At 46.7% G+C, this 22762-nt stretch carries 21 protein-coding genes; all 21 read right to left on the minus strand.

Annotated features, from left to right (window positions below; all coding sequences use genetic code 11):
• Positions 1-33: 33 nt before the first annotated feature.
• The 21 genes from HP399_RS18715 to HP399_RS18820 all read right to left on the minus strand — a co-directional run bounded on the left by HP399_RS18715 (position 34) and on the right by HP399_RS18820 (position 22750).
• Positions 34-993 (minus strand): ABC transporter ATP-binding protein, encoded by a 960-nt coding sequence (locus tag HP399_RS18715; RefSeq protein WP_304502530.1) that lies wholly within the window; start codon positions 991-993, stop codon positions 34-36.
• Positions 994-1013: 20 nt separating this feature from the next.
• Positions 1014-2003: an ABC transporter ATP-binding protein gene (locus HP399_RS18720; RefSeq protein ID WP_173620173.1), complete on the minus strand. Its 990-nt coding sequence runs from the start codon at positions 2001-2003 to the stop codon at positions 1014-1016.
• Positions 2004-2017: 14 nt separating this feature from the next.
• On the minus strand, positions 2018-2935 hold the full coding sequence (locus HP399_RS18725; RefSeq protein WP_173620174.1) for an ABC transporter permease: 918 nt from the start codon (positions 2933-2935) through the stop codon (positions 2018-2020).
• 6 nt (positions 2936-2941) lie between these two features.
• Positions 2942-3874, minus strand: a complete 933-nt coding sequence (locus tag HP399_RS18730) for an ABC transporter permease (protein ID WP_173620175.1) — start codon at positions 3872-3874, stop codon at positions 2942-2944.
• Positions 3875-4123: 249 nt separating this feature from the next.
• Positions 4124-5782 (minus strand): peptide ABC transporter substrate-binding protein, encoded by a 1659-nt coding sequence (locus HP399_RS18735; protein ID WP_173620176.1) that lies wholly within the window; start codon positions 5780-5782, stop codon positions 4124-4126.
• 115 nt (positions 5783-5897) lie between these two features.
• Positions 5898-6368 carry an Lrp/AsnC family transcriptional regulator gene (locus HP399_RS18740; protein ID WP_007720718.1) on the minus strand — a complete coding sequence of 157 codons (471 nt, stop codon included), beginning with the start codon at positions 6366-6368 and terminating at the stop codon, positions 5898-5900.
• A 330-nt stretch (positions 6369-6698) separates the two neighbouring features.
• Positions 6699-8006 carry a pyrimidine-nucleoside phosphorylase gene (locus HP399_RS18745; RefSeq protein WP_173620177.1) on the minus strand — a complete coding sequence of 436 codons (1308 nt, stop codon included), beginning with the start codon at positions 8004-8006 and terminating at the stop codon, positions 6699-6701.
• A 24-nt stretch (positions 8007-8030) separates the two neighbouring features.
• On the minus strand, positions 8031-8840 hold the full coding sequence (locus HP399_RS18750) for a purine-nucleoside phosphorylase (RefSeq protein WP_144616129.1): 810 nt from the start codon (positions 8838-8840) through the stop codon (positions 8031-8033).
• A gap of 61 nt (positions 8841-8901) precedes the next feature.
• Complete coding sequence (gene deoB, locus HP399_RS18755; protein WP_173620178.1) at positions 8902-10074, minus strand: phosphopentomutase; 1173 nt, start codon at positions 10072-10074, stop codon at positions 8902-8904.
• Between the two features lie 119 nt (positions 10075-10193).
• A complete protein-coding gene (gene xerD, locus HP399_RS18760; RefSeq protein WP_039960542.1) occupies positions 10194-11081 on the minus strand; it encodes a site-specific tyrosine recombinase XerD in 888 nt (295 codons plus the stop codon).
• A 93-nt stretch (positions 11082-11174) separates the two neighbouring features.
• Positions 11175-11414 (minus strand): YqzK family protein, encoded by a 240-nt coding sequence (locus HP399_RS18765; protein WP_173620179.1) that lies wholly within the window; start codon positions 11412-11414, stop codon positions 11175-11177.
• Positions 11415-11570: 156 nt separating this feature from the next.
• Positions 11571-12035, minus strand: coding sequence for a ferric iron uptake transcriptional regulator (locus HP399_RS18770; protein WP_007720739.1), 465 nt, complete (start codon positions 12033-12035; stop codon positions 11571-11573).
• Positions 12036-12129: 94 nt separating this feature from the next.
• Positions 12130-12756, minus strand: coding sequence for a stage II sporulation protein M (spoIIM, locus tag HP399_RS18775; RefSeq protein WP_016739960.1), 627 nt, complete (start codon positions 12754-12756; stop codon positions 12130-12132).
• A gap of 67 nt (positions 12757-12823) precedes the next feature.
• Positions 12824-13996, minus strand: a complete 1173-nt coding sequence (locus tag HP399_RS18780; protein ID WP_173620344.1) for an endonuclease Q family protein — start codon at positions 13994-13996, stop codon at positions 12824-12826.
• 4 nt (positions 13997-14000) lie between these two features.
• On the minus strand, positions 14001-14558 hold the full coding sequence (locus tag HP399_RS18785) for an NUDIX domain-containing protein (RefSeq protein ID WP_173620180.1): 558 nt from the start codon (positions 14556-14558) through the stop codon (positions 14001-14003).
• A 160-nt stretch (positions 14559-14718) separates the two neighbouring features.
• Entirely contained in the window at positions 14719-15918 is a 1200-nt protein-coding gene (locus tag HP399_RS18795; protein WP_173620181.1) for a DUF3866 family protein, read from the minus strand.
• A gap of 144 nt (positions 15919-16062) precedes the next feature.
• Positions 16063-17184 (minus strand): M20/M25/M40 family metallo-hydrolase, encoded by a 1122-nt coding sequence (locus tag HP399_RS18800; RefSeq protein ID WP_173620182.1) that lies wholly within the window; start codon positions 17182-17184, stop codon positions 16063-16065.
• Positions 17185-17275: 91 nt separating this feature from the next.
• On the minus strand, positions 17276-17692 hold the full coding sequence (mce, locus tag HP399_RS18805; protein WP_056492626.1) for a methylmalonyl-CoA epimerase: 417 nt from the start codon (positions 17690-17692) through the stop codon (positions 17276-17278).
• Between the two features lie 328 nt (positions 17693-18020).
• Positions 18021-20174 (minus strand): copper amine oxidase N-terminal domain-containing protein, encoded by a 2154-nt coding sequence (locus HP399_RS18810; protein WP_173620183.1) that lies wholly within the window; start codon positions 20172-20174, stop codon positions 18021-18023.
• A gap of 240 nt (positions 20175-20414) precedes the next feature.
• A complete protein-coding gene (locus tag HP399_RS18815) occupies positions 20415-21746 on the minus strand; it encodes a dihydrolipoamide acetyltransferase family protein (protein ID WP_217367810.1) in 1332 nt (443 codons plus the stop codon).
• A 20-nt stretch (positions 21747-21766) separates the two neighbouring features.
• Entirely contained in the window at positions 21767-22750 is a 984-nt protein-coding gene (locus tag HP399_RS18820) for an alpha-ketoacid dehydrogenase subunit beta (RefSeq protein WP_173620184.1), read from the minus strand.
• Positions 22751-22762 lie beyond the last annotated feature (12 nt).

A 22762-nucleotide genomic window follows, 5' to 3' on the forward strand; every position in this document is an offset into this window, starting at 1 on the left:
GAGTAGCCTCGGAACTCGCTATTTGTAATTGATTTAGTTATACAAATGACAGGCTGCGAAATGTCCTGGCTCTACTTCTTTCCACACAGGTACGGATGCAGCGCATTCCGGCATTGCTTTCGGGCAACGGGTACGGAAATGGCAACCGCTCGGTGGGTTCATTGGGCTAGGTACATCACCTTGCAATACAATGCGCTCACGGTTACGCTCAATTTCAGGGTCTGGAATCGGAATCGCAGACAACAGCGCTTGCGTATACGGATGGAGCGGCTTTTCATACAAAGCATCACTTTCTGCCAGCTCAACCATTTTCCCCAGGTACATAACCGCTACACGGTCGGAAATGTATTTTACCATGGACAAGTCATGGGCAATGAACATGTAAGTCAAGCCCATTTTTTCTTGCAGCTGTTCGAGCAAGTTTACAACCTGTGCTTGTACGGATACGTCCAAAGCAGAGATCGGCTCGTCACACACGATGAATTTTGGCTCTACTGCCAATGCACGGGCAATTCCGATACGTTGGCGCTGACCACCGGAAAACTCGTGTGGGAAGCGGTTCATATGCTCAGGATTCAAGCTCACCAAGGAAAGGAGCTCCTGGATGCGTTCTTTGCGCTTCTGACCAGTCGCCAGGCCATGAATATCTAGCGCCTCACCAATAATATCCCCGACTGTCATACGCGGATTCAAGGATGCGTAAGGGTCTTGGAAAATCATTTGCATGTTGCGGCGCATCGCCTTCATTTCCTGCTGGTTCAAATCCATGATGCTCTTACCTTCAAACAGGACGTCCCCTTCAGTCGCATCATACAGTCTCAAGATGGTACGACCGGCAGTGGACTTTCCACAGCCTGACTCTCCTACTACGCCCAATGTTTCTCCACGTTTGATCTCAAACGAGATATCATTCACAGCTTTCAGAGTATTATCGCCAATAGAAAAGAACTTTTTTAGATTACGTACTTCAATTAAATTTTCACGTTTATCCACTGATATCCCTCCTTCTACGTTCATGCACGGTTCTGAGCAAGCGGATGCTGAAGCCAACAAGCTGCTCGCTGAGTCGTGCTGACGTCGTTCAGCTCAGGATCGATCTCTTGGCACACACGCATCGCTGATTCGCAACGCGCAGTGAATCCACAGCCAACTGGCGGACGCAGAAGGTCTGGCGGCGTACCAAAAATCGGTGTCAGTGGCTCGTCACGGTTCAAGTCAAGACGTGGTACCGAGCGAAGCAAGCCTTTGGTGTAAGGATGTTGCGGATTGTAGAAAATATCGTCAACTGTTCCAGTCTCGATCACTTTTCCTGCATACATAACAATTACGCGGTCACACATCTCAGCAACAACACCAAGGTCATGCGTGATCAAGATAATGGAAGTGCCCGTTTTCTTTTGCAAATCTTTCATCAGGTCCAAAATTTGCGCCTGAATCGTTACGTCCAAAGCTGTCGTCGGTTCATCCGCGATCAACAGCTTCGGCGAACAGGCGAGGGCGATCGCGATCATCGCACGTTGACGCATACCCCCAGAGAACTCGTGTGGATATTGCTCCACACGTTTCTCAGGTTGCGGAATACCAACAATGGTCAACAGCTCAATGGCACGATCACGTGCTGCAGATTTCGACATGTTTTGGTGTTTGATCAAGCCCTCAGTAATTTGGCTACCGATGGTCATTGTTGGGTTCAAGGAAGTCATCGGATCTTGGAAGATCATCCCGATATCTTTACCGCGGATCGATTCCATTTCTTTTTTTGACTTCTTGACGATATCCTCGCCATTGAAGAGAATTTGCCCTTGTTTAATTTCACCTGGAGGCATAGGAATCAGCTTCATGAGGGTTTGAGCGGTTACGGATTTACCGCAACCGGACTCCCCTACAATCGCTACAGCCTCTCCGCGGTTGACGTGAAAATTCACACCGCGGACTGCTTTTACTTCACCTGCATACGTATGGAAGGATACATGCAGGTCTTTTACATCAAGAATGCGTTCCATAACGACTATCCCTCCTATTTACGCAGGCGTGGGTCTACTGCATCGCGCAGACCGTCACCGAACAAGTTAAATGCCAAGATGGTCAGGGAAATAAAGATTGCCGGGAATGTCAAACGCCATGGATAGTACTTCATGGCCGGCAAGCCCTCATTGGACATCGTTCCCCACGATGCAATCGGTGCCGAAACCCCTAACCCGATAAAGGACAAGAAGGATTCTGCGAAAATCGCGGAAGGTACAGTCAAGCTCAACGTTACGATGATTGGACCCAAAGCATTTGGAATCAAGTGTTTGAAGATCAGGCGGTTGGCGTCAGCACCAAGGGAGCGCGCTGCCAGTACAAACTCTTGGTTTTTCAATTGAAGGATCTGACCACGCACAATCCGGGCCATACCGATCCATCCCGTTATCGTCAAGGCAAGAATAATCGTTCCAACACCAGGCTCTAAAACAACCATCAACAAAATAACAACCAGCAGGTAAGGAATCGCGAACAAGATATCTGCGAAACGCATCATCATTTCATCTACTCTACCGCCATAAAAACCTGCGATACCGCCCCAGATCACACCAATGATCAGGTCAATGAACGCTGCGGCAAGACCTACTTGTAGAGAGATACGTGCACCGTACCAAATACGCTCAAATACGTCACGACCTAGGTCATCTGTGCCAAACCAGTGTTCAGCAGACGGCTTTTTGTTCTTGCCAGCCAGATCCGTCGTAAAATAATCTTGTGGAGTTAGCCATGGGACCACAATGGCACATACGATCAACAAAGCAATGAAGATCATAGAAATCATTGCGACTTTATTCATTTTCAAACGACGCCAAACGTCAGACCAAAAAGAGAGACTTGGGCGCTTAATTGCTTCAGCTTGACGAAGGTCAACGGAAATTGGCTCGAAATGTTCTTTAGTCAAGTTTTGCACGTGTCATTACTCCTTTCCTGCGTCCGAAAGTTTGATCCGTGGGTCTACCAAGGTGTATGCGATGTCAACAATCAGAATCATCACAACCAGGATCATGGAGTAGAACACGGTCGTACCCATGATTACCGTATAGTCGCGGTTTGTAATAGACAAAACGAATTCGCGACCAAGACCAGGAACACCGAAAATACGTTCAATAACGAATGCCCCTGTCAAAATACCAGCAATCAGTGGACCCAGGTAAGTAACAACTGGCAATAGCGCATTACGGATTGCGTGTTTTACTGTAATGGTAAAAGTGTGCAGCCCTTTTGCTTTTGCTGTTTTGATGTAATCTTGACCCATAACTTCAATCATATTGGAACGCGTCAAACGCGCGATAAATGCCATCGGTGATGCGGCGAGTGCCAATGATGGAAGGATGGTGTATTCGAATCCTTCCCATTTCGCGATTGGAAACCAGCCCAAATTAATAGCGAAAATGTATTGGTAAAAGGACGCCAAAATAAAGCTTGGTACCGATAATCCCAAAACGGCGATGACCATCGCGGAATAGTCTTGCCATTTATTATGGTTTAGCGCTGCGATAACCCCTAGCGTAATCCCACCAAAGATAGCGAGCAATAAAGCTTGTGCTCCCAAGTGAGCAGAAACTGGGAAACCACGATTAATCATGTCGTTAACAGTTGAAGATTTCTCCGTAAACGATGGACCGAGCTCCCATGTTGCTACACCCTTCAAATATTCGAAGTATTGTTCGTGCAACGGCAGGTTCAGCTTGTACTTTGCCTCTAGTGCTGCCTTAATTTCCGGCGGGACCTGCTTCTCGGATGTAAATGGACCACCTGGTACTGCTTTCATGATGAAGAAGGTGGCCGTTACAATTAAGAAGAGCGAGATGAGCATAAAAATGATGCGCTTACCGAGATAACGGATCAACTAACTTACCCCCTTGGTAGATTTTTGATTGCTTTCACGTCCCATGTTTACACTGCGGAACGCTGCCGACACAGTGTAAAAATCGGCTGTGTAAATAACCCTTAGATCTCTTGCAGAAAAGCTTCTCTCTCTATTTTCTCTTTGCTGGCAATCATGCCAGCTGGTATTTATGGGAAGGGCTTGCATGGCAGAGAGTATATGCGCAACCATATACCCTCTGCCGCAAATCCCGGTTCCTTCGTTATGAAATTACTCGATGTATGCGCCTTTCCAATCCACGTCACCCAGGCCAGTTTGGTGAACGCCTTTCACTTCTGGCTTCTGTACCCAAGATTGCGTATAGAAGTAAATTGGCATGATTGGCATTTCATCCATCAGGATTTGTTCTGCATCTGCCAAAATTTTCTTACGTTTCTCGAGGTCTGGCTCCTGAGCGGATTGGTTCAACAACTCTTTATATTTTGCATTTTCCCAACGTGTATCGTTGTTTCCACCCATTTTATCCTTGTAGAGCTCCAGGAAGTTGATTGGGTCATTGAAGTCACCCAGCCAGCCCATCCGTCCAATCTGGAAGTTACCCTCATGCATATCTTCCAGGTAAACTTTCCATTCTTTATTCTCGAGTTTCACATCTACACCGAGATTTTTCTTCCATTGGTCTTGGATGGCCTCAGCAATCTTCTTGTGAGCCTCAGATGTATTGTAGGACAAGGTAATCGGTGGCAGCTTGCTCAAACCAACCTCTTTCAGTCCCTCTTCCAAAAGCTTTTTCGCATTTTCTAGATCTTTATCTTTGAAATATCCATTTGGATTCAGCACCATGGATGGAGGAACAGCGCCTGTTGCCGGGATTTGACCCGTTTGGAGAATGTTGTCGATCAAGCCTTGGCGATCAATCGAGTAAGCAAATGCTTTTCTCACTTTAATGTTATTAAATGGCGGCTTTTCGGTATTGAACTTGTACCAGTACGTACCAGCAATTGGATTCGTTTGAATCTTGCCTTGCTCTTTCAATGCTGGAATCGCATCTGTTGGCAAAGCACTCATAGGTGCGCCAGCCCAGTCGATTTCGCCATTTTCGAACATGGAGAGCTCTGTATTTTCGTCTTCTACCATGGAGAATTCGATTTTGTCGAGCTTTACATTGTCTTTATCCCAGTAATTTTCGTTCTTCACGAGCACCATCTTGCTTTTGTGCTCCCAAGATTCGATTTTGAAAGGTCCATTACCGACGTGCGAACTTGCATCGCCTGCCCACTTCGGATTTGCATCAATTACTTTTTTGTTAACTGGGAAGTAGGTACGGAATGCGAGCAATTCCAGGAAGTATGGAGTCGGATTCTCGAGCTTAACTTCCAGCGTCTTATCGTCTAGTGCCTTCACGCCTACTTCATCAAGCTTTGCTTCGCCCTTGTTTGCTTTTTCACCATTCTTCACGTAGTACAGCTGATATGCGTAGTTGGAAGCTGTTTTTGGATCGAGAGCACGCTTCCAAGCATATTCAAAGTCATGTGCTGTTACAGGATCACCATTGCTCCATTTCCCTTCTCTGATTTTAAATGTGTAAGTTAGCTTATCATCAGAGACGGTATAGCTCTCAGCAGCAGCTTCATGCGGCTTGTCGTCGGTACCAATGCGGGTCAAGCCATCAAAGGTTGCCAAGATAATCGCGCCTGAAGTCGTGTCCTCTGCGAGGCCTGGATCAGTTGTAGGTGGCTCGGAGTGCAGGTTCATTTTTAAAACTTGTGGCTTCTTCTCAGCAGCTGGAGTTGCAGGCTGTGAAGGTGCTGTTGTTGCAGGTGTTTCTCCTGACGGTGGAGCGGCAGTTGGTTGACCTCCTCCGCACCCTGCCAGGGCGGTTCCTAATACAGCAATCGAGCTCACAAGTGCAAACATATTCTTTTTCAACGCAATAACCCCCAGTACGTTTTTCTTTTTTGTCTTTTTTCTGAAAATAAAGGACGAAAAAAAAATGAAAACTACGCGAAGCTGCTTGACTTCGGCTGGAAGGCATCAACCCCTTTCATTGCAGGGTCACCTCGTCGTCTTGAACGAAAGAGAAGGTGTCTTTGTACTGCTTCAGTTCCAGTGAAACGTCCGCAGCCGCAATTCCTTCAATTTGAGAGAGTCGTTCATTAACAAAGGTGATCAGCTCATCATTACTATGGAAACACGCTTGGATAATCAAGTCGTGCTTACCGCTATAAGCGCCTACAAAACGTACTGCAGAAAATTTGCTTAATTTTTCTGCCACTTCTTTCTGCAAACCTAGCTTTGTGGTTAACCCGATGATAACCTGCACATGTAATCCTAATTTCTCTGGATCGGGTTGAATTACGAATTGGAAGACTCCGTCTTGCAAAAGACGAGTGATGCGCGATCGAATTGTTCCTTCGCTCACGCCTAGTTGATGGGCGATTTCTGTATATGGGATACGCCCATCTTCATGGAGGATTTGCAGAATCTGTCTGTCGACATGGTCCAGCTTTTTCATAAATACGATTTTCTGGGAACCTCCATCATTTTTTTACGAATTTCGCAATAATCTTTTACAAACAGTCTAATACAATAAAAGTAATCGGAAATGATAGCGGTGTCAACGAAATTTGACAAGTAGAATTATAAAACTTTATAAAGTCAATCCGAACAGTAAAATATTTTTTATATAATAAAAAACGACTTATATCTTTCTATTGAATATGAAAAGCTAGATTTAATCAACAATATTTTTTCGAGAAACTGTATTTTTACTCATAAAACAAGGCGTGCGCATGTGCTGTGCACGCCTTGTTTTATTTGATTGATCAACTAATATCCGGACGTTCTATGCTTCGATAATTTTATAGATCAACGGTTGTTCTCCATCGATTGCCGTCGAAATTTGGAAGGCACCTTCCATTTCTTTCAACGCATTTTGCAGAAGATGGTCTTCGTTGGCATGGATCGTGACCAAAACTTCTCCAGCCTTCACCTGATCCCCGCGTTTTTTGTGCAGAATAAGGCCTACTGCCAAGTCAATTGGCATTTCTTTTGTCAATCTGCCAGCACCCAGGACAACAGAAGCATGACCGATCGCTTCCGCATCAATCGCGCTTACAAAGCCGTCCTGTTCGGCTGTAACCGTATGAATGATCTTTGCTTGCGGCAGTCGAGCCAAATCATAGACGTCCTGCTTATTGCCGCCTTGAGCCTCTACCATTTCCGCCAGTTTATCCACTGCTTTTCCGGAAGCCATCAGGTCTTCTAGCTTCTTACGACCTTCTTCCACATCAGTAACAAGCCCACCCATAACAAGCATGCGGGAGCCAATAGCCAATACCAGCTCGGTCAAATCGCGAGGACCCTTACCTGCAAGTGTCTCCACCGCTTCTTTCACTTCCAGTGCATTGCCCACAGCAAAGCCAAGCGGCTGGTTCATATCGCTGATGACCGCCACCGTTTTACGTCCTACTTGACTGCCGATTGCAACCATCGCATTTGCTAATGTTTCTGCCTCTTCAATGCTTTTCATGAAAGCGCCCTTCCCTACTTTTACGTCAAGCAGGATGGCATCTGCTCCAGCGGCAATCTTCTTGGACATGATGGAGCTTGCAATCAACGGCACAGCCTCTACAGTAGCTGTCACGTCACGCAGAGCATACAGCTTCTTGTCTGCAGGTGTCAGGTTGCCAGACTGCCCAATTACGGACACGCCAATATCACGCACCTGCTGCAAAAATTGCTCGCGTGTGCGTTCTACTTCGAATCCCGCGAAGGACTCCAACTTGTCGATGGTGCCTCCTGAGTATCCAAGGCCTCTTCCAGACATTTTTGCCACAGGAATACCCGCTGCCGCGACCAATGGCGCAACAACTAGAGTAGTCTTGTCCCCTACTCCGCCTGTACTGTGCTTGTCTACCTTAATTCCTTGCAGGGAAGACAGGTCAAGCTGTTCGCCTGACCCTGCCATTGCCAAGGTTAGATCTCCTGTCTCTCTCGCAGTCATGCCACGGAAAAAGACTGCCATTGCCCACGCGGACATTTGGTAGTCAGGAATACTTCCATCTGTATAGCCTGTCACCAGAAATTGAATCTCTTCTGTTGTCAGTTCTCCGCCATCACGTTTTTTGGCGATCATATCGACCATACGCATTGTTAATCCCTCCGAATCCGTTACTTACATCTTGGCTACGATACCGTTTACCAGAGCCAGGAATTGAGATTTTACCTTTTCTGTTGTTTCCATTACTTCATCATGGGACAGAGGCTGTTCCAAAATACCTGCTGCCATGTTGCTAATGCACGAAATACCAAGCACCTTAACACCCATGTGTCGTGCCACGATTACTTCTGGTACAGTGGACATCCCTACAGCATCCCCACCCAACAGACGAAGCATGCGGATTTCAGCTGGAGTTTCATAGGTAGGACCTAGCAGACCTGCGTATACACCTTCACGGAGCTGGATTCCTTGCTCGGACGCAACTTCATGAGCCAGCTTACGGAGCTGTTTGGAATAAGCCTCAGACATATCTGGGAAACGTGCTCCCAATTGTTCATCGTTTGCACCGATCAATGGATTGCGGAACGTCATATTGATGTGATCAGAAATCAGCATGAGGTCGCCTGGATTGTAGCCTTCGTTAATTCCGCCAGCCGCATTGGTCACAATAATGGTTTCTACGCCGAGCAGCTTCATGACACGGATTGGGAAAACAACGGCATCCAGACCATGTCCCTCATAAAAGTGGAAACGACCTTGCATCGCAACGACTTGCTTGCCTTGCAGCTTGCCAATCACGAGTTGTCCTTTGTGGCCGACAACGGTGGACACAGTGAAGCCAGGAATTTCATGATAAGGGATGATCACCGGATTTTCGATCTCATCCGCCAAAACACCCAGCCCTGATCCGAGTACGAGACCAATGGATGGTTTTTCTGTTAGTTTCGGTTCGATATATGCTACTGCGTCATGGAAATTTGCCATTTCAACTCTCTCCTTTTTTTGTGTTTCTTCTATTATATAAATGTTTATTTTTACTTAACCTTTATAAATGATTGAGGAAGCTTTTCCCAATCACTGGAGCAGTTACCCCAAAATTGTCTGCGATGGTCGCACCCAAGTCTGCAAATGTTTCACGGATGCCCAAATGTTCTCCAGCTTGAATACCCTTGTGATACACAATCAACGGAACGTATTCTCTCGTATGGTCACTCCCATGGTGTACAGGATCGTTTCCATGGTCTGCCGTGATTACCAGCAAATCATTTTCTTGTAGCGCTTCCAAAAGCTCTGGAATACGAGCGTCGAACTCCATCAAAGCCTGACCATACCCTTCTGGATCGCGGCGATGACCGAACTTCGCATCGAAGTCCACCAAGTTGACAAAAGAAAGACCCGTGAAAGATTGTTTCATCGTGCCCAGAATTTGATCTACACCGTCCATGTTATCTTTGGTTCGGATAGATTGGGTAACGCCCTCTTCTGCGTAAATGTCGCTGATTTTGCCAATGGCAATAGAAGCAAGGTCAGCATCTTGCAGACGATTCATGACTGTCGGAGCAAATGGCTTCACGGAATAATCGTGACGATTTGCTGTACGGCTAAAATTTCCTGGCTGTCCAACAAATGGACGCGCAATGACACGAGTAACAGCGAACTCATCACGAAGCGTCAACTCACGAGCTACCTCGCAAATATGGTATAGCTCTTCAAGCGGAACAACCTCTTCATGTGCTGCCACCTGGAATACACTGTCCGCAGATGTATAGACAATGACTGCACCCGTATTCATATGCTCTTCGCCAAGCTCGTCGAGAATGTCCGTCCCAGAAGCGACCTTGTTCCCGAGCACCTTGCGGCCAATACGTTGCTCAAATTCTGAGATCAGCTCTTGTGGAAATCCATCTGGATAGGTGTTAAACGGAGTAGACACATGCAGACCCATGATTTCCCAATGACCAGTCGTCGTATCTTTCCCCATGGAGATTTCCTGCATTTTCCCATAATGGGCCATAGGGGTTGCTACTGGCGCAACGTTCTGGAGTGGTGCTATATTTCCCAAACCTAATTTTTGCAAGTTGGGCAACGAAAATCCTGCAACTCGTTCCGCAATATGACCTAAGGTGTTCGCTCCTTCATCATTGAACTTAGGCGCATCAGGTTGTTCGCCAATCCCTACGCTGTCCATGACGATCAAAAAAACTCGTGAATACTGCATCGTAACGCCTCCTGTTTACCAGTCATTCGAATTCTATAACCAAGTCGTCAGACGTCTGACCTGATTCAGAAAATTTTTCTCCGCCCGACAATCAGGCGGAGTCGATCGTTTTTTCATACTCATGCTCGCGGATGCGTCTTGGCATAGATGTCCTTAATCCGCGTTCTGGTCACATGTGTGTAAATCTGGGTGGTTGAAATATCAGCATGCCCAAGCATCTCTTGAACAGAGCGCAAATCGGCTCCATTTTCCAGTAAGTGAGTGGCAAAAGAGTGGCGAAGTGTATGGGGTGTAATCTCTGCACGGATGTTTGATTTTTGGGCGTATCGTTTAATAATTTTCCAAAAACCTTGCCGTGTAATTTGTTTGCCCAAGTGATTCAAAAATAATGCATTATCGCCAGTTCCTTTTACCAGCTTGGGGCGCCCTGCCTGCAAATAGTGGCGTACCATTTGAATGGCAACCGAGCCTAACGGAATGATTCGCTCTTTTGATCCTTTTCCCAAGCATTTGACAAAACCCATATCCAGATTCACATCAGCACAATCCAGATTGACTAACTCCGAGACCCGAATGCCTGTCGCATATAGAAGCTCAAGCATCGCTTTGTCTCGCAGCCCGGCAGGATGATTGACAGGAGGACTTTCCAAAAGACGTTCCACTTCCTCAACAGAGAGCACTTTCGGCAAGCGTTTCTCGATCTTCGGTGTTTCTAGGTGAATGGATGGATCTTTGTCTATGTATTTATCCCGAATGAGAAACTGATAAAACGCTCGTATCGATGCCATATTGCGAGAAAGAGTTGCTGTTGCACGTCCTTTTTCCCGTAAAACAAGCAAGTATCCAATGATGTGCGTCCGAGTAGAATCCTCTATTCGAGCAACACCTTGCTCCTGTAAGTACGAGGTAAAGGCCACCATATCCCGTTGATAGGATTCCAGGGTATTTCTCGATAACCCTTTCTCCACAGTCAGGAAATGAATAAACTGATCAATCAGACTGTCCATGAAGCTGTCCCCTTCAGCTGATAAGTATCTTGTATTGCTTTCCACAAAGAAAAAGAAACTCCTGCTTCTCCAGATAAAAAACTCAAACTTGCATTACTCTCCTGTTAGAAAAAAGAGCTGTAGCCGTGCGACATATCCGTCAAAATCCTGTACCTGAGAGGTATTGATGACTTTTACTACCTTCACCGCATTCCCATGTGGTTCCTGATAAGGGTTTGCCGGAAGAAATTTGTCCGCCAGCAAGGTAATGATGCCGTAGGAGAGCAAAGTGCAGGTAATGAAAAGAAGCAAGAAACGAAGACCCTCCATCAAGCGGCGATAAGAGACCTTCATCCGTGAGCCTCCTTACAGACTTTCTTTCATTTATATGCACTTGTCCCTTGCTCCATTCGAATCGATCCTCTTTTAGGATTCCACAGGAATAGGTCTGCCATTACAAAAGCTCCCAAGGAAAAAAGAAAAACTTCTCCGTTCCCAGAGAAGTCGACTTTATTTGAAGTCCTCCACGTTTACTTTATCTACACAACGATTGCAGATCCCGTAGAAGGTCAATCGGTGGTCGGTAATATAAAAGTTGTAAACATTCTTGACTTTCTCTTCTGCTGTGACAAGCAGATCTTCAAAAATTTCATCTACCGTACCACAATTGAGGCATATGAGGTGATGATGGTGGTAGGCAGCATTATCATCACGAAGATCGTAACGAGCTACGCCATCGCCAAAATTCATTTTATGAAGGATCTTCAGTTCGCTCAACAGCTCTAATGTCCTGTATACGGTAGCAAGCCCGATTTCCGGCGCTTTATCCTTCACCAACAAGTAAACATCTTCCGCACTCAAGTGATCTTCTTCATTCTCCAACAACACGCGAACAGTGGCTTCACGCTGTGGCGTCAGCTTGTAGTTCTGTGAATGCAACTGCTGCTTAATTTTCTCTAATTTTTCTTCCAACATTAATGCCCCTCCCCGCTCGCATGAAACCTGTTCCTATTATAGTAGAGGGGCATTGAATAAGTCAAATGCATAAGTTCTTACCTGAGAATTATTCTTAATTAAGTACAAGCTGCATCAGCCTAGGGGAAATGAAGGTTTCAAACAAGGCTGCAATCGTCAATACCGCCAGCATGCTAAGAACAAGAACGGTATAGCCCATAAAATGCGGCATGATGACATCCCTTTTGCTTAGCACTCTCGTTCGTATGAGTCGAAGAGAAAACGAAATTCCGCTGACACCTACAATAAAAAGGGCAGGGACAACTAATAAATTTTGTGGAAGTACACCCACCATGGCAAATGTTACGCCTTGCCATTGGAGTTGACTCACCAAAAAACCGACGGTGAAACCAACCACGACTCCTTTTAAAAAGAGCATCAACAAAATCATAGGCAACCCAATAATGGATAATCCTAGCACCCACATGATCGCTATGGTTTTGGCATAATGACCAAACGCCTGCTGAAAATGGGCACTGGTCTCAGGGATTCCATCACTGCCAAGACTGTTGAAAAAATATTGCAGAAAACCGTACAGCTCCTGCTTCTGTGACAATGGCAGTGAATTGACGAGGACGGCTCCGAAAATAATGCCCATCGTAAACAGGACGATCGTGAACCAGTAGAGTGACTGATGTTCTCTCGCATAGGATTGGATAGTTTGTCCGACTCGTGAACGCACGCTTCGTCGCCTCCCGCTTGGCTGATTACTGTACAACTTATGCGGACGTGTTCTCCCCTATGACAACCTACATCGGGACGATCTTGCCGTAGGTACCGGCGCCTCCTTTTTGGACTGATAGCTTTCCCTCTCGTGCTCGCACGATAAGCGAAGCGATTTTCTCTCCGACAACATGGGTGAGCTCTTCTTCGTTCACGCGATGTAATACGTTCATCTGTGTACCAAACGATCGATACAGCTTGTCCAGTAATTTCGGACCGATTCCCGGAATGAATTCCAACGGGATTTGCTCGATATAAGAAGGACGGAACACCGGATGCTGGCCGGCCTCTACATCCGCCAGCTGATCAATGCGCGCTGCAACTCCTCGCACAATTCGTTGGAAGCCGCATTCCGGACATTTGCCTGAGGCATCCGCAGCTAGTAAAGACTGGCACCCTTGGCATGCCGTCTGATGATACTTGCCAAGCTCGGGATGCAGACCGTAGTTCACATGAACCCCTCTTCCACCGATCCGCTTAATTGCTTTCACCCACTCTGCGAAGGAGCGCTCTAGCATATACATCGCTTGATATTCCCGGCCTATCTTCGCCAGAGAATGGGCATCTGAGTTGGTGAGAAAGGTTTTGTCATGCAGTTCGGATATGCGGTCCGCCATCATGGTATTCGCACTCAATCCCAGCTCAACCGCATAGATGAGCGTAGGATCGAGCACTTCCGCCATCGAATCCGTACAGCTGCCATACAACCCTTTATGCGGCGTAAAAATATGTGCGGGGATCAAGAGGCCCTGCAATTGATCGACACAGGCTTGTAATTCCCTAAGTGTTGTGTAGATACGCTGAGAACTTAACTGCACATTTTTGCAGCGTTCTGACAGCCACGCAGTAAATTGCTTCATTTCTTGCAGCTTCGGCAGATAAACGAGAAAATGAGCTGCACCACGCCTCGGCTCCTTGATTTCTACTTCGCACCCCAAGATTAGCAAGGTATCTTTGTAGGAAATTCCTCCATCCACCAGTTCAGTGGCTAATCCCTTTTCCAACAGATCTACCAGCTCATCCTGAACATCCGGCGAATGTGCATCAATAATCCCGATGACATCCATCCCTTTTTTATTTGAGGCTTCCTCCAAAATTTTGGTGAGTGTCATTTGACGAGAAGCCGTTATTTTCACAGGTTTACCCGTCCACGTACCACCGATGTGAATATGCATGTCGCAAAAATACGAAGTAAGCATGGTACTAGCCACGTTCACGCAGCATTCTGTTTTCCCAAGCAAACAATGCGACGACTGTCTTGGCATCACGAATTTCTCCACTTTGATGCAGGGCATGCGCCTCTTCCAGTGTCACTTCTAGCACGTCTACGAACTCATCCTCGTCCGGCTTGCTTTCTCCTTTTTTCAAACCAGTGGCCACAAAAACATGTAATATTTCATCCGCGAAGCCTGGCGATGTATAAAAAGAGCTGAGCGGTGTGTACTGACTCGCAACGTAACCCGTCTCTTCCTCCAGCTCACGCATTGCACATGCAAGCGGCTCTTCCCCTGGCTCCAGCTTTCCTGCTGGGATTTCCACGATCGTACGCTCCAACGGCTTGCGGAACTGTCGGACCACAACCATTTTGTTATCATCTGTGATCGGCAATACGGCAACCGCCCCTTGATGATTCACGATTTCTCGCTTGGCTGTGTTGCCATTGGGCAGAAGCACTTCATCCACCTTGACCTTAATAATTCTTCCGTCATAAATCGGTTGACTTGAAATGGTTTTTTCATATAAGTGATCATATTTATTCACTGTCGTCATCATCCTTTTTTCATAAAGTCGTTCTAAATCGTTGATTCCCTCCATAAGTTGGGAGCATAGAGCTTGTCCACCTTATTGTATCGGAGGAGATCATGTATGAAAACATATGTTAGCGAAAAGCAATTGCGTATGGTCGGGAAAGCTTGGGAGATCAAGGCTGCACTTCGTTCCTGGTCAAATAAAGACCTAACGCTTCAAGATTACTTAATGAAGCGGGCGAATGCGGGGCGCCGTTAACGGTGTGGACGATGTAGTCCAGACTGTTTGCCACAAAGTCGGCAGCCATCCATGCCGTCTGAAAAGGTGCAGGGTCCTCTTGCCAATTTCGACCCATCGTAGAAAAGGACAAGCCATACCCCTTTTCCAGTGCTGCCAGCTCTGACTGGTCCGGGACTTTTCCCTTTATGAAAATATGCTTCCCCGCAACTTCTATTGTTTTCATTTGCCGTGAAAGGACTTCATCTCTTTCATCCTCGAAAATCGGGATTGTAACCAGAGCAGGACAGAGAGCAAATCTGTTTACTATCGATACAGTATGATGACTGACACCGTAATGCCTGGTACGTGGGTCTCCAAAGCTGATTCTGGGAATAAAAAAGGGCGTTCCTCCGAGAGTGGATACGGCATGAATGACCTCAGCTAACTGAATTCCCGAGAAGCCATAAGGTGTACCCGTACCTGCTACCCCTGGTCCCAGCATACAAACAATGATATCAGCATGCTCTACATGGCGTGCTGCCAGCAAGCCACTATGAATCGTCAAAGACTCGCGATCTCCGCCCCACGCATGACCTGTCGTCACTGTCGCAGCCAAGCTCCCAGTTGCTTTTAATTGATGGACGTGCTGGCTCAAGGCAATCGGCAAAGATGCGCCGTCTGGCATGACATATACGATACGGGCATTTGGATTTTTTTTATGCAAAGCAAGGACTGCAACAGGCAGAAGACTGTGCAGTTCGCCAATCAAAACAGGGGTACCTTCCAAGGATAAATCTTCTTGCACAAACAAAGGGTGGTACGGGCTGGTCTGTTCTTCTACCGAATCAACCGCGAGCTGCCATGGCGAATAGCGCATTTTCATGACATGCCCCCACTCATTCGGAAGGACATCGGTTTCCTCTAATTGAGTAACCTTTCCTACGACAAAATGATATCCGCCTGTCCCCAATTCAAGTCGAACAGCGGTTGTATTGATCAAAAGTAAATCGCCACTTTTATAATCCTCCTGCAAAAAAGACAATACTCTCTCCATTTTGTATCCAGCAACCGATTCTGTCCGGACTTCGAGTATCTGCATCCCTGGTTGCTTTTCCAGAACTTTTTGGACCGTCCCCACCGCCAAACGGAGCACTCAGCTTCCCCCTTTCAGCCCTGCCTCGTCCCCGAGCTTTCTATTCAGTCTATGATAAACAGTGGTTGTCTCAATCATGCAAACGAGTAAGCGAACGATCAAAAAGGCCGGAACCCCTCGCATGGAGATTCCGACCCTCTTTGGTTACTCTTGTACTTCTGCAATAACAGCAAGCACCAGCTCTGCCGCTTTGTTCAGTTCAGCGATTGGCATACGCTCGTTTTTCGTATGGATTTCTTCATAGCCGATGGCAAAGTTTACGCTTGGCACGTTGTAGCCGTTAAATACGTTACCGTCGCTTCCGCCGCCGCTTGCAACCAGCTCAGGATTGCGGTCTACACGTTTAACTGCTGCAATCGCTTTTTGTACAACAGGCGTTTCTTCGTTGAATTTGTAGCCATGGTACATAAAAATAACGTCATTTTCGCAAGTCGCACCCATCTCGGCTGCCACTTCTTCAAATGCTGTCGTCATTTTCTTCACTTGCGCTTCCAGCTTGTCCATAACCAAGCTGCGAGCCTCGGACCAAATTTCCACATAATCCGTTACGATATTGTACGCTTTTCCGCCTTCAAAACGACCGATGTTTGCAGTTGTGTCCGCATCGATACGACCCAGTGGCATACGGGAAATTGCTTTACTAGCGACCGATATAGCACTGATGCCATCCTCTGGATTCACACCTGCATGCGCTGCTTTGCCGTGGATTTTGGTTACGATGCGATATTGTCCAGCACCAGCTACTGTAATTTTTCCAACTGGACCTTCCGAATCGAGGATGAAGCCCATTTCTGCTTTCAGCAGACTAGAATCCATTGCGCGGGAGCCTACAAGTCCTGACTCTTCTCCCACTGTCAATACGACTTGGATCGTTGGATGTGGCAAGTTTTGCTCTTTCATGCTGCGAATGCCTTCAAAGATCGCTGCGATTCCTGCTTTGTCATCCGCACCGAGGATCGTCGTTCCATCGGAATAAATGTAGCCATCGCGAATTTGTGGCTTGATTCCGTTTCCTGGTACAACCGTATCCATATGACTGCTAAACAAGATAACTGGACCTTTTCCAGTTCCCTCCAAGGTTGCGATCAGATTGTTGGCACCGTGTCCGGTTTTCGCTGCTGCGTCATCCTCTTCTACGGTAAAGCCCATCGCAATCAGTTTTTCTTTGAGCACCTTGTTGATCTCTGCTTCGTTCTTCGTTTCACTGTCAATTTGGACGAGCTCTAAAAATTCATTTAACAAACGCTCTTGGTTGATCGTACTCACACTCGTTACCTCCTGATCGTACTGCCCGATTTTGGTACATATTCACAAGTTCCAGTATACCGCAAAAAAATTTTTTCTACTACGTAAACGCCTATGATTCTTTCGGATATTGGCATAGCTCATACAAAACGCCATTCGCTGCCTTCGGATGCAAAAATCCAATCAACGCATCGTGTGCACCCGCTTTTGGGACCTCGTGAATAAGAGGTACACCTTGCTCTTTTAATGTGGCTAGACGACCCGTAACGTCATCTACATCAAAAGCAATGTGATGAATGCCTTCTCCACGTTTTTCCATAAATTTTGCTATCGGACTCTCATCACTCAACGGTTCTAGTAATTCAATATGACTTTCCCCGATCTTTAAAAATGCCACTTGTACTTGTTCGCTCTCTACGATTTCGGTTCCAACCAACTCCAATCCCAATTGCTCGGTATAAAAGGGAAGCGTCTTTTCCAAGCTTTTTACCGCAATGCCGATATGGGCAATTTTTTTCGGTGCGCTCACGAATCATCATCCTTTTGTAAGTGGTTGTCTCATTGGCTACATTTCGGTACAATTTCAGCATGGGCGAAAAAAGAAAGCCAATGATATCCTTTTCTTCATTCTAGCACAGCCACTTACAGAATCACCTGATAATTTCCTCTACCTTGAAAGGAGGTTTGATTAGAATGAGACACCAATCGCTCTTTGCAAAAATCCTGATCGGTATTCTAATACTCTCACTCATCGTTCCCACGTTTTTTTACTTTCAATAAACGAGTGACGATAAACAATGAAAACCCCTTTCCGACCGAAATGCGGAAAGGGGTTTTTCATTTGTACCAGCTCGTTTTTATTTATAAACGTATACGCTGGAAGTTTTCGCATCCCAGCCAACTTTGTAACCAAGATTATCCGTAACGGTACGGATTGGAATCATTGGCATGCCGTTTTTGAGGACAACAGGTGTTGGCAGTTGGATTTCCGTTTTGCCTACTTTTGCTGTTTTCGACCCAACTGTAAACTTCACAACTTTGGTTCCACTGATAACAGCAACACTTGTATTGTTCCATTGCGTAGTCAGTGCCAGTGCTTCTTTAAAGAATTGGGCTGGAACCATGGTCGTATTTCCATCAATGTAAGGAGCTACAGAGAGCGGATACGTTTTGCCATGCAGGCTGAAGTTTGCTGCATTTACTTTAAAGGAAGCCGAGTTTGCTGGAATAGCTGTCGATGGTTGTTGCGGCTGTTGTGGCGTTGGCGTTACAGGCTTTTGTTGAGCCGGGGAAGCCATACCTACACCAACAGCACGAGCAAACAGCAAGCCTCTTTCTTCGGAAGTAAATACGCTGATGCTATATGTGTTTTTCACAGCAGGGTTTACGATGTTCGCCGCTGGATTGATCACGATATTAGCGTTCGTTGCCGCAGGAACATCCTGAGACGGATAAATCAGAACGTTTTGTCCACGAACCGCAACGAAATTCGCTCCTACACCATTCACAGAGATGTTAGCTGGCGCGATGTAAGCCGGTACCTTGTAGCCTACCGGGAATACGATCTCAATGAAATCGCGTTGCTTTTGCAAACCAACACCCAATCCCTTGATTGCCACATTTACACCCGTTTGCTTACCAAGTGCATTTTGTGTCAATGCGATGGTTGCGGTGCTATTGTTCGTAGTTGTATTTGGTACAGGTACTGTCGGGTTGGTTGGGTTAGTTGGGTTGGTTGGCGTCGGGTTCACCGAAGAACCACCGATGCTGAAGGACTTGGATTCCAAAGTTCTTCCGGAAACAGTAGCCTTCAACGTGTAGCTTCCTGCTGTTTTTGGATTCGAAATCCACGCTCCGTAAGTAACTTCAACCTTCACTTTGCTAGTCGCTTTGAAGCCAGTTGGTGCAACCAAGGCAATTCTGTTCCCGATTGCAGTTGCTTTCCTCGCTGATTTTCCATTGAGCAAGAAGTCAGATGCTGTCACAATGCCCGGTACCATATCAGAGGACGGGAACTCAAGAATCAGTTCTCCATCTTCTTTCAACTCTTTGCTGCCGAAGTCAGCATCAAAGGTGTAGCTAGTGCGAGCTCCTACACCTGGATCAGACAGATTTACCGTAAAGCTGTCGGAAGCGCTGCTATTGCTGGAACCGTTTTTCGTAATTTCGAATTCATCTGACTCATATGTCGTACCATCGTATTTCACTTTGAAAACATATTTGTCGCCAGAGCTAGGATTTTCAATGCCAGCAGATTTGTCAAATTCCAGCGTGATGTAATCATCTGAGTCTGCGCCACTCGGAATCTTGATGTCTACTGAGCTACCGCTAATACTGACGGATTTCGCTGTAGTACCGTTTACTTTTACATCGTCTTCATCAATGCTCGAAGGCAACATACCTTTCTCTGGGAAAGTGACGGTAATGGTGGAGTTCGTCTCCAGCTCATCGCTACCTTTCAGAGAAATTTTGCCGAGTTTGAGGCTTACTTTTTCGCCTGCTGCTTTGCTGCTCAGCGTAACGCTGTAATCGTTTTTGGACTTGCTACCGCTGCTGGAGCTGCTTTTTTTGATCTCAACTTCGTCTGTGTCAGAGCTCTCATTTTCGGTTTCTACGCTTACATCATATGTACCCTTATCATCAGGATTTGTGATCCCGCTTTTAATGGTAAACGAGATTTTATTTCCTTCTTCAAAATCCTCATCCACCGTGATAATTACTTCATTGTCATCCACTTCAACTTTTTTGACATCTATACCGTCAATATCTTTCTTACTGATTTTATCATCCACATCGAAATCACCGTCGAATTCAACCGTGATGGTATCTCCGCTCGACAGGTCTTCTTCTAGCGTGAATTTAATATCATAGTCACTTTCTTTCCCGGCACCATCGTTGTCAGCTGATACATCCAATTTTTCAATAGCATATGCTTGTGGTACTGCAACAAAAGGTGTAGCGGCCAGCGCTGATGCCAGCACTATTGGTAGTGCTTTTTTACTTTTCTCCATGTTTTTCCTCCCATATTTACCGTTAATCTGGAAAATCTCTCTAGCAGGACGCTACCAGTCTACCACAAATGCTATCTGGTGGGAATCTCTTCTAGATCATTTATGAGACTTACTGGCTCCAATTGGTAAGACGAAGATGTCTCGGAAAAAGTTACATACGTAATGATCGATTTGGAAAATTTTTTTGAAATTCTTTTATCAAAAAAACCAGGTCTTTACTTGACCTGGTTTTTCGACACCCTAATACAGCTTGGTATCCGGTCCTACATTCTCAAGCTTTTGCTTCACGCTCTGCAGGAATCGTCCACAAATCAGACCATCCAGCACGCGATGATCCAAGGACATGCACAGATTGACCATCGAACGCACTGCGATCATGTCGTTAATGACGACAGGGCGTTTCACAATGGACTCGACACTAAGAATCGCAGCTTGCGGAGCATTGATAATCGGCTGGGACAAAACAGAGCCAAAGGAGCCTGTGTTGTTAACCGTAAAGGTCCCGCCTGTCATATCATCCATCGTCAATTTCCCTGCACGGGTGCGTGCTGCCAGATCATCGACTGCCTTAGCAATGCCAAGAATGGATTTTTGGTCAGCATGCTTGATGACAGGAACATAGAGAGCCTCTTCCGTGGCTACTGCGATGGAGATGTTGATGTCCTTTTTCACAATGATTTTGTCATGTGCCCATGTCGAATTGATCATCGGGTACTCTTTCAACGCTTCCACGACCGCTTTGATAAAGAACGGCAGGAACGTGAGGTTGAGTCCTTCTTTTTTCGCAAATTCGCCTTTTGCCTGATTGCGGAAGTTAACGAGATTAGTCACGTCTACTTCGACCATCGTCCAAGCATGTGGAGCTTCATGCTTGCTCTGTACCATCCGGTTTGCAATCGTACGACGAATAGACGTTACAGGTACAACTTGATCACCGGTTGCAACCGGAATATCTACAGAAACAGCAGGAGTTGAAGCTGCCGGAGCAGGTGTTGAAACGACAGTAGTTTGTTCGACTGCTGCCACGGGAGCCTGTGCGATCGTTTCTTTCACAGTCTCAGCTGGTTTTTGGCCGCCCGCGTCGATAATCGCTTGGACATCTTTGCGAGTAATACGACCGCCTGCCCCAGTCCCTACAACGCGGGACAACTCAATGCCATGTTGCTGTGATAGCATGACAACAGCAGGTGAATAACGTTGTTTTGGTCCATCGACGACTGGTGCTTGCTGAATGGATACAGCCGGCGTAGCTGCCTTTGGCTGCTCGGTTGCAGGTGCTTGTGGAGCCGTAGTTTCCGTCGTGCTAGCAGGCGCTGCAGCTCCACCTTCCGCACCACTTTCTTCTATATATAGGATCAATGTGCCGACAGCAACCGTCTCACCTTCTGGCACGACGATCTCAGTAACGCGTCCTGAAACGGTAGAAGGAACCTCTGCGTTTACTTTATCCGTCGTCACTTCAGCCAGCGAGTCGTATTTCTTGACCGTGTCGCCTACATTGACCAACCATTTGCTGATAGTGCCCTCGGTCACGCTCTCTCCGAGCTGGGGCATAAGTACTTTCGTTGCCATGATCCTTGGTCCTCCTCGCCTTAAAAGTTGGCCAGCTCGCGCATTGCTTCCAATACTTTTTCCGGGTTCAGCATAAAGTATTTTTCCATCGGCGGGCTGTATGGCATAGCCGGTACATCTGGACCGCAAAGCCGTTTAATCGGTGCATCCAAATCGAACAGGCAATGCTCCGCTACAATGGCAGCTACCTCACCGCCAACGCCGCCTTCTTTGTTGTCCTCGTGTACGATCAATACTTTGCCTGTCTTCGAAGCCGCTTCTACAATCGCTTCTTTGTCCAACGGATACAGTGTGCGCAAATCGAGAACATGCGCGCTGATGCCTTCTTGTGCGAGCTTTTCCGCAGCTTGCAGTGCGAAGTGCAGAGTCAAGCCGTAGGAGATGACCGTGATGTCTGTACCCTCTCGCTTGACGTCCGCTTTGCCAATCGGCAGCACATAGTCGTCCTCAGGCACTTCGCCTTTGATCAAACGATAGCAACGCTTGTGCTCGAAAAAGAGCACCGGATCTTCATCGCGGATTGCAGCTTTCAGAAGACCTTTTGCATCGTAAGGGGTCGAAGGTGCCACTACTTTCAAACCAGGGGTGTTTGTGAACATCGCTTCCACAGATTGCGAGTGGTACAGTGCACCGTGAACCCCGCCGCCGAATGGGGCACGAATCGTGATCGGACAATGCCAGTCGTTGTTCGAACGATAGCGCATTTTCGCCGCCTCACTGACAATTTGGTTCACAGCTGGCATGATGAAGTCCGCAAACTGGATCTCCGCGATTGGACGCATACCGTAAGCTGCCGCACCAATCCCTACACCGACAATAGCGGATTCGGCCAGTGGCGTATCAATCACGCGGTCCTCGCCAAACTCTTCAATCAACCCGTTTGTCGCACGGAAAACCCCACCGCGTACGCCAACGTCTTCCCCGAGGATAAACACATTGGAATCGCGACGCATTTCTTCACGCATCGCCATTGTAATTGCATCAATAAAAGAAATGACTGCCATAAAAGATCCCCC

The sequence above is a fragment of the Brevibacillus sp. DP1.3A genome, from assembly GCF_013284245.2.
In the GTDB taxonomy this organism is placed as follows: domain Bacteria; phylum Bacillota; class Bacilli; order Brevibacillales; family Brevibacillaceae; genus Brevibacillus.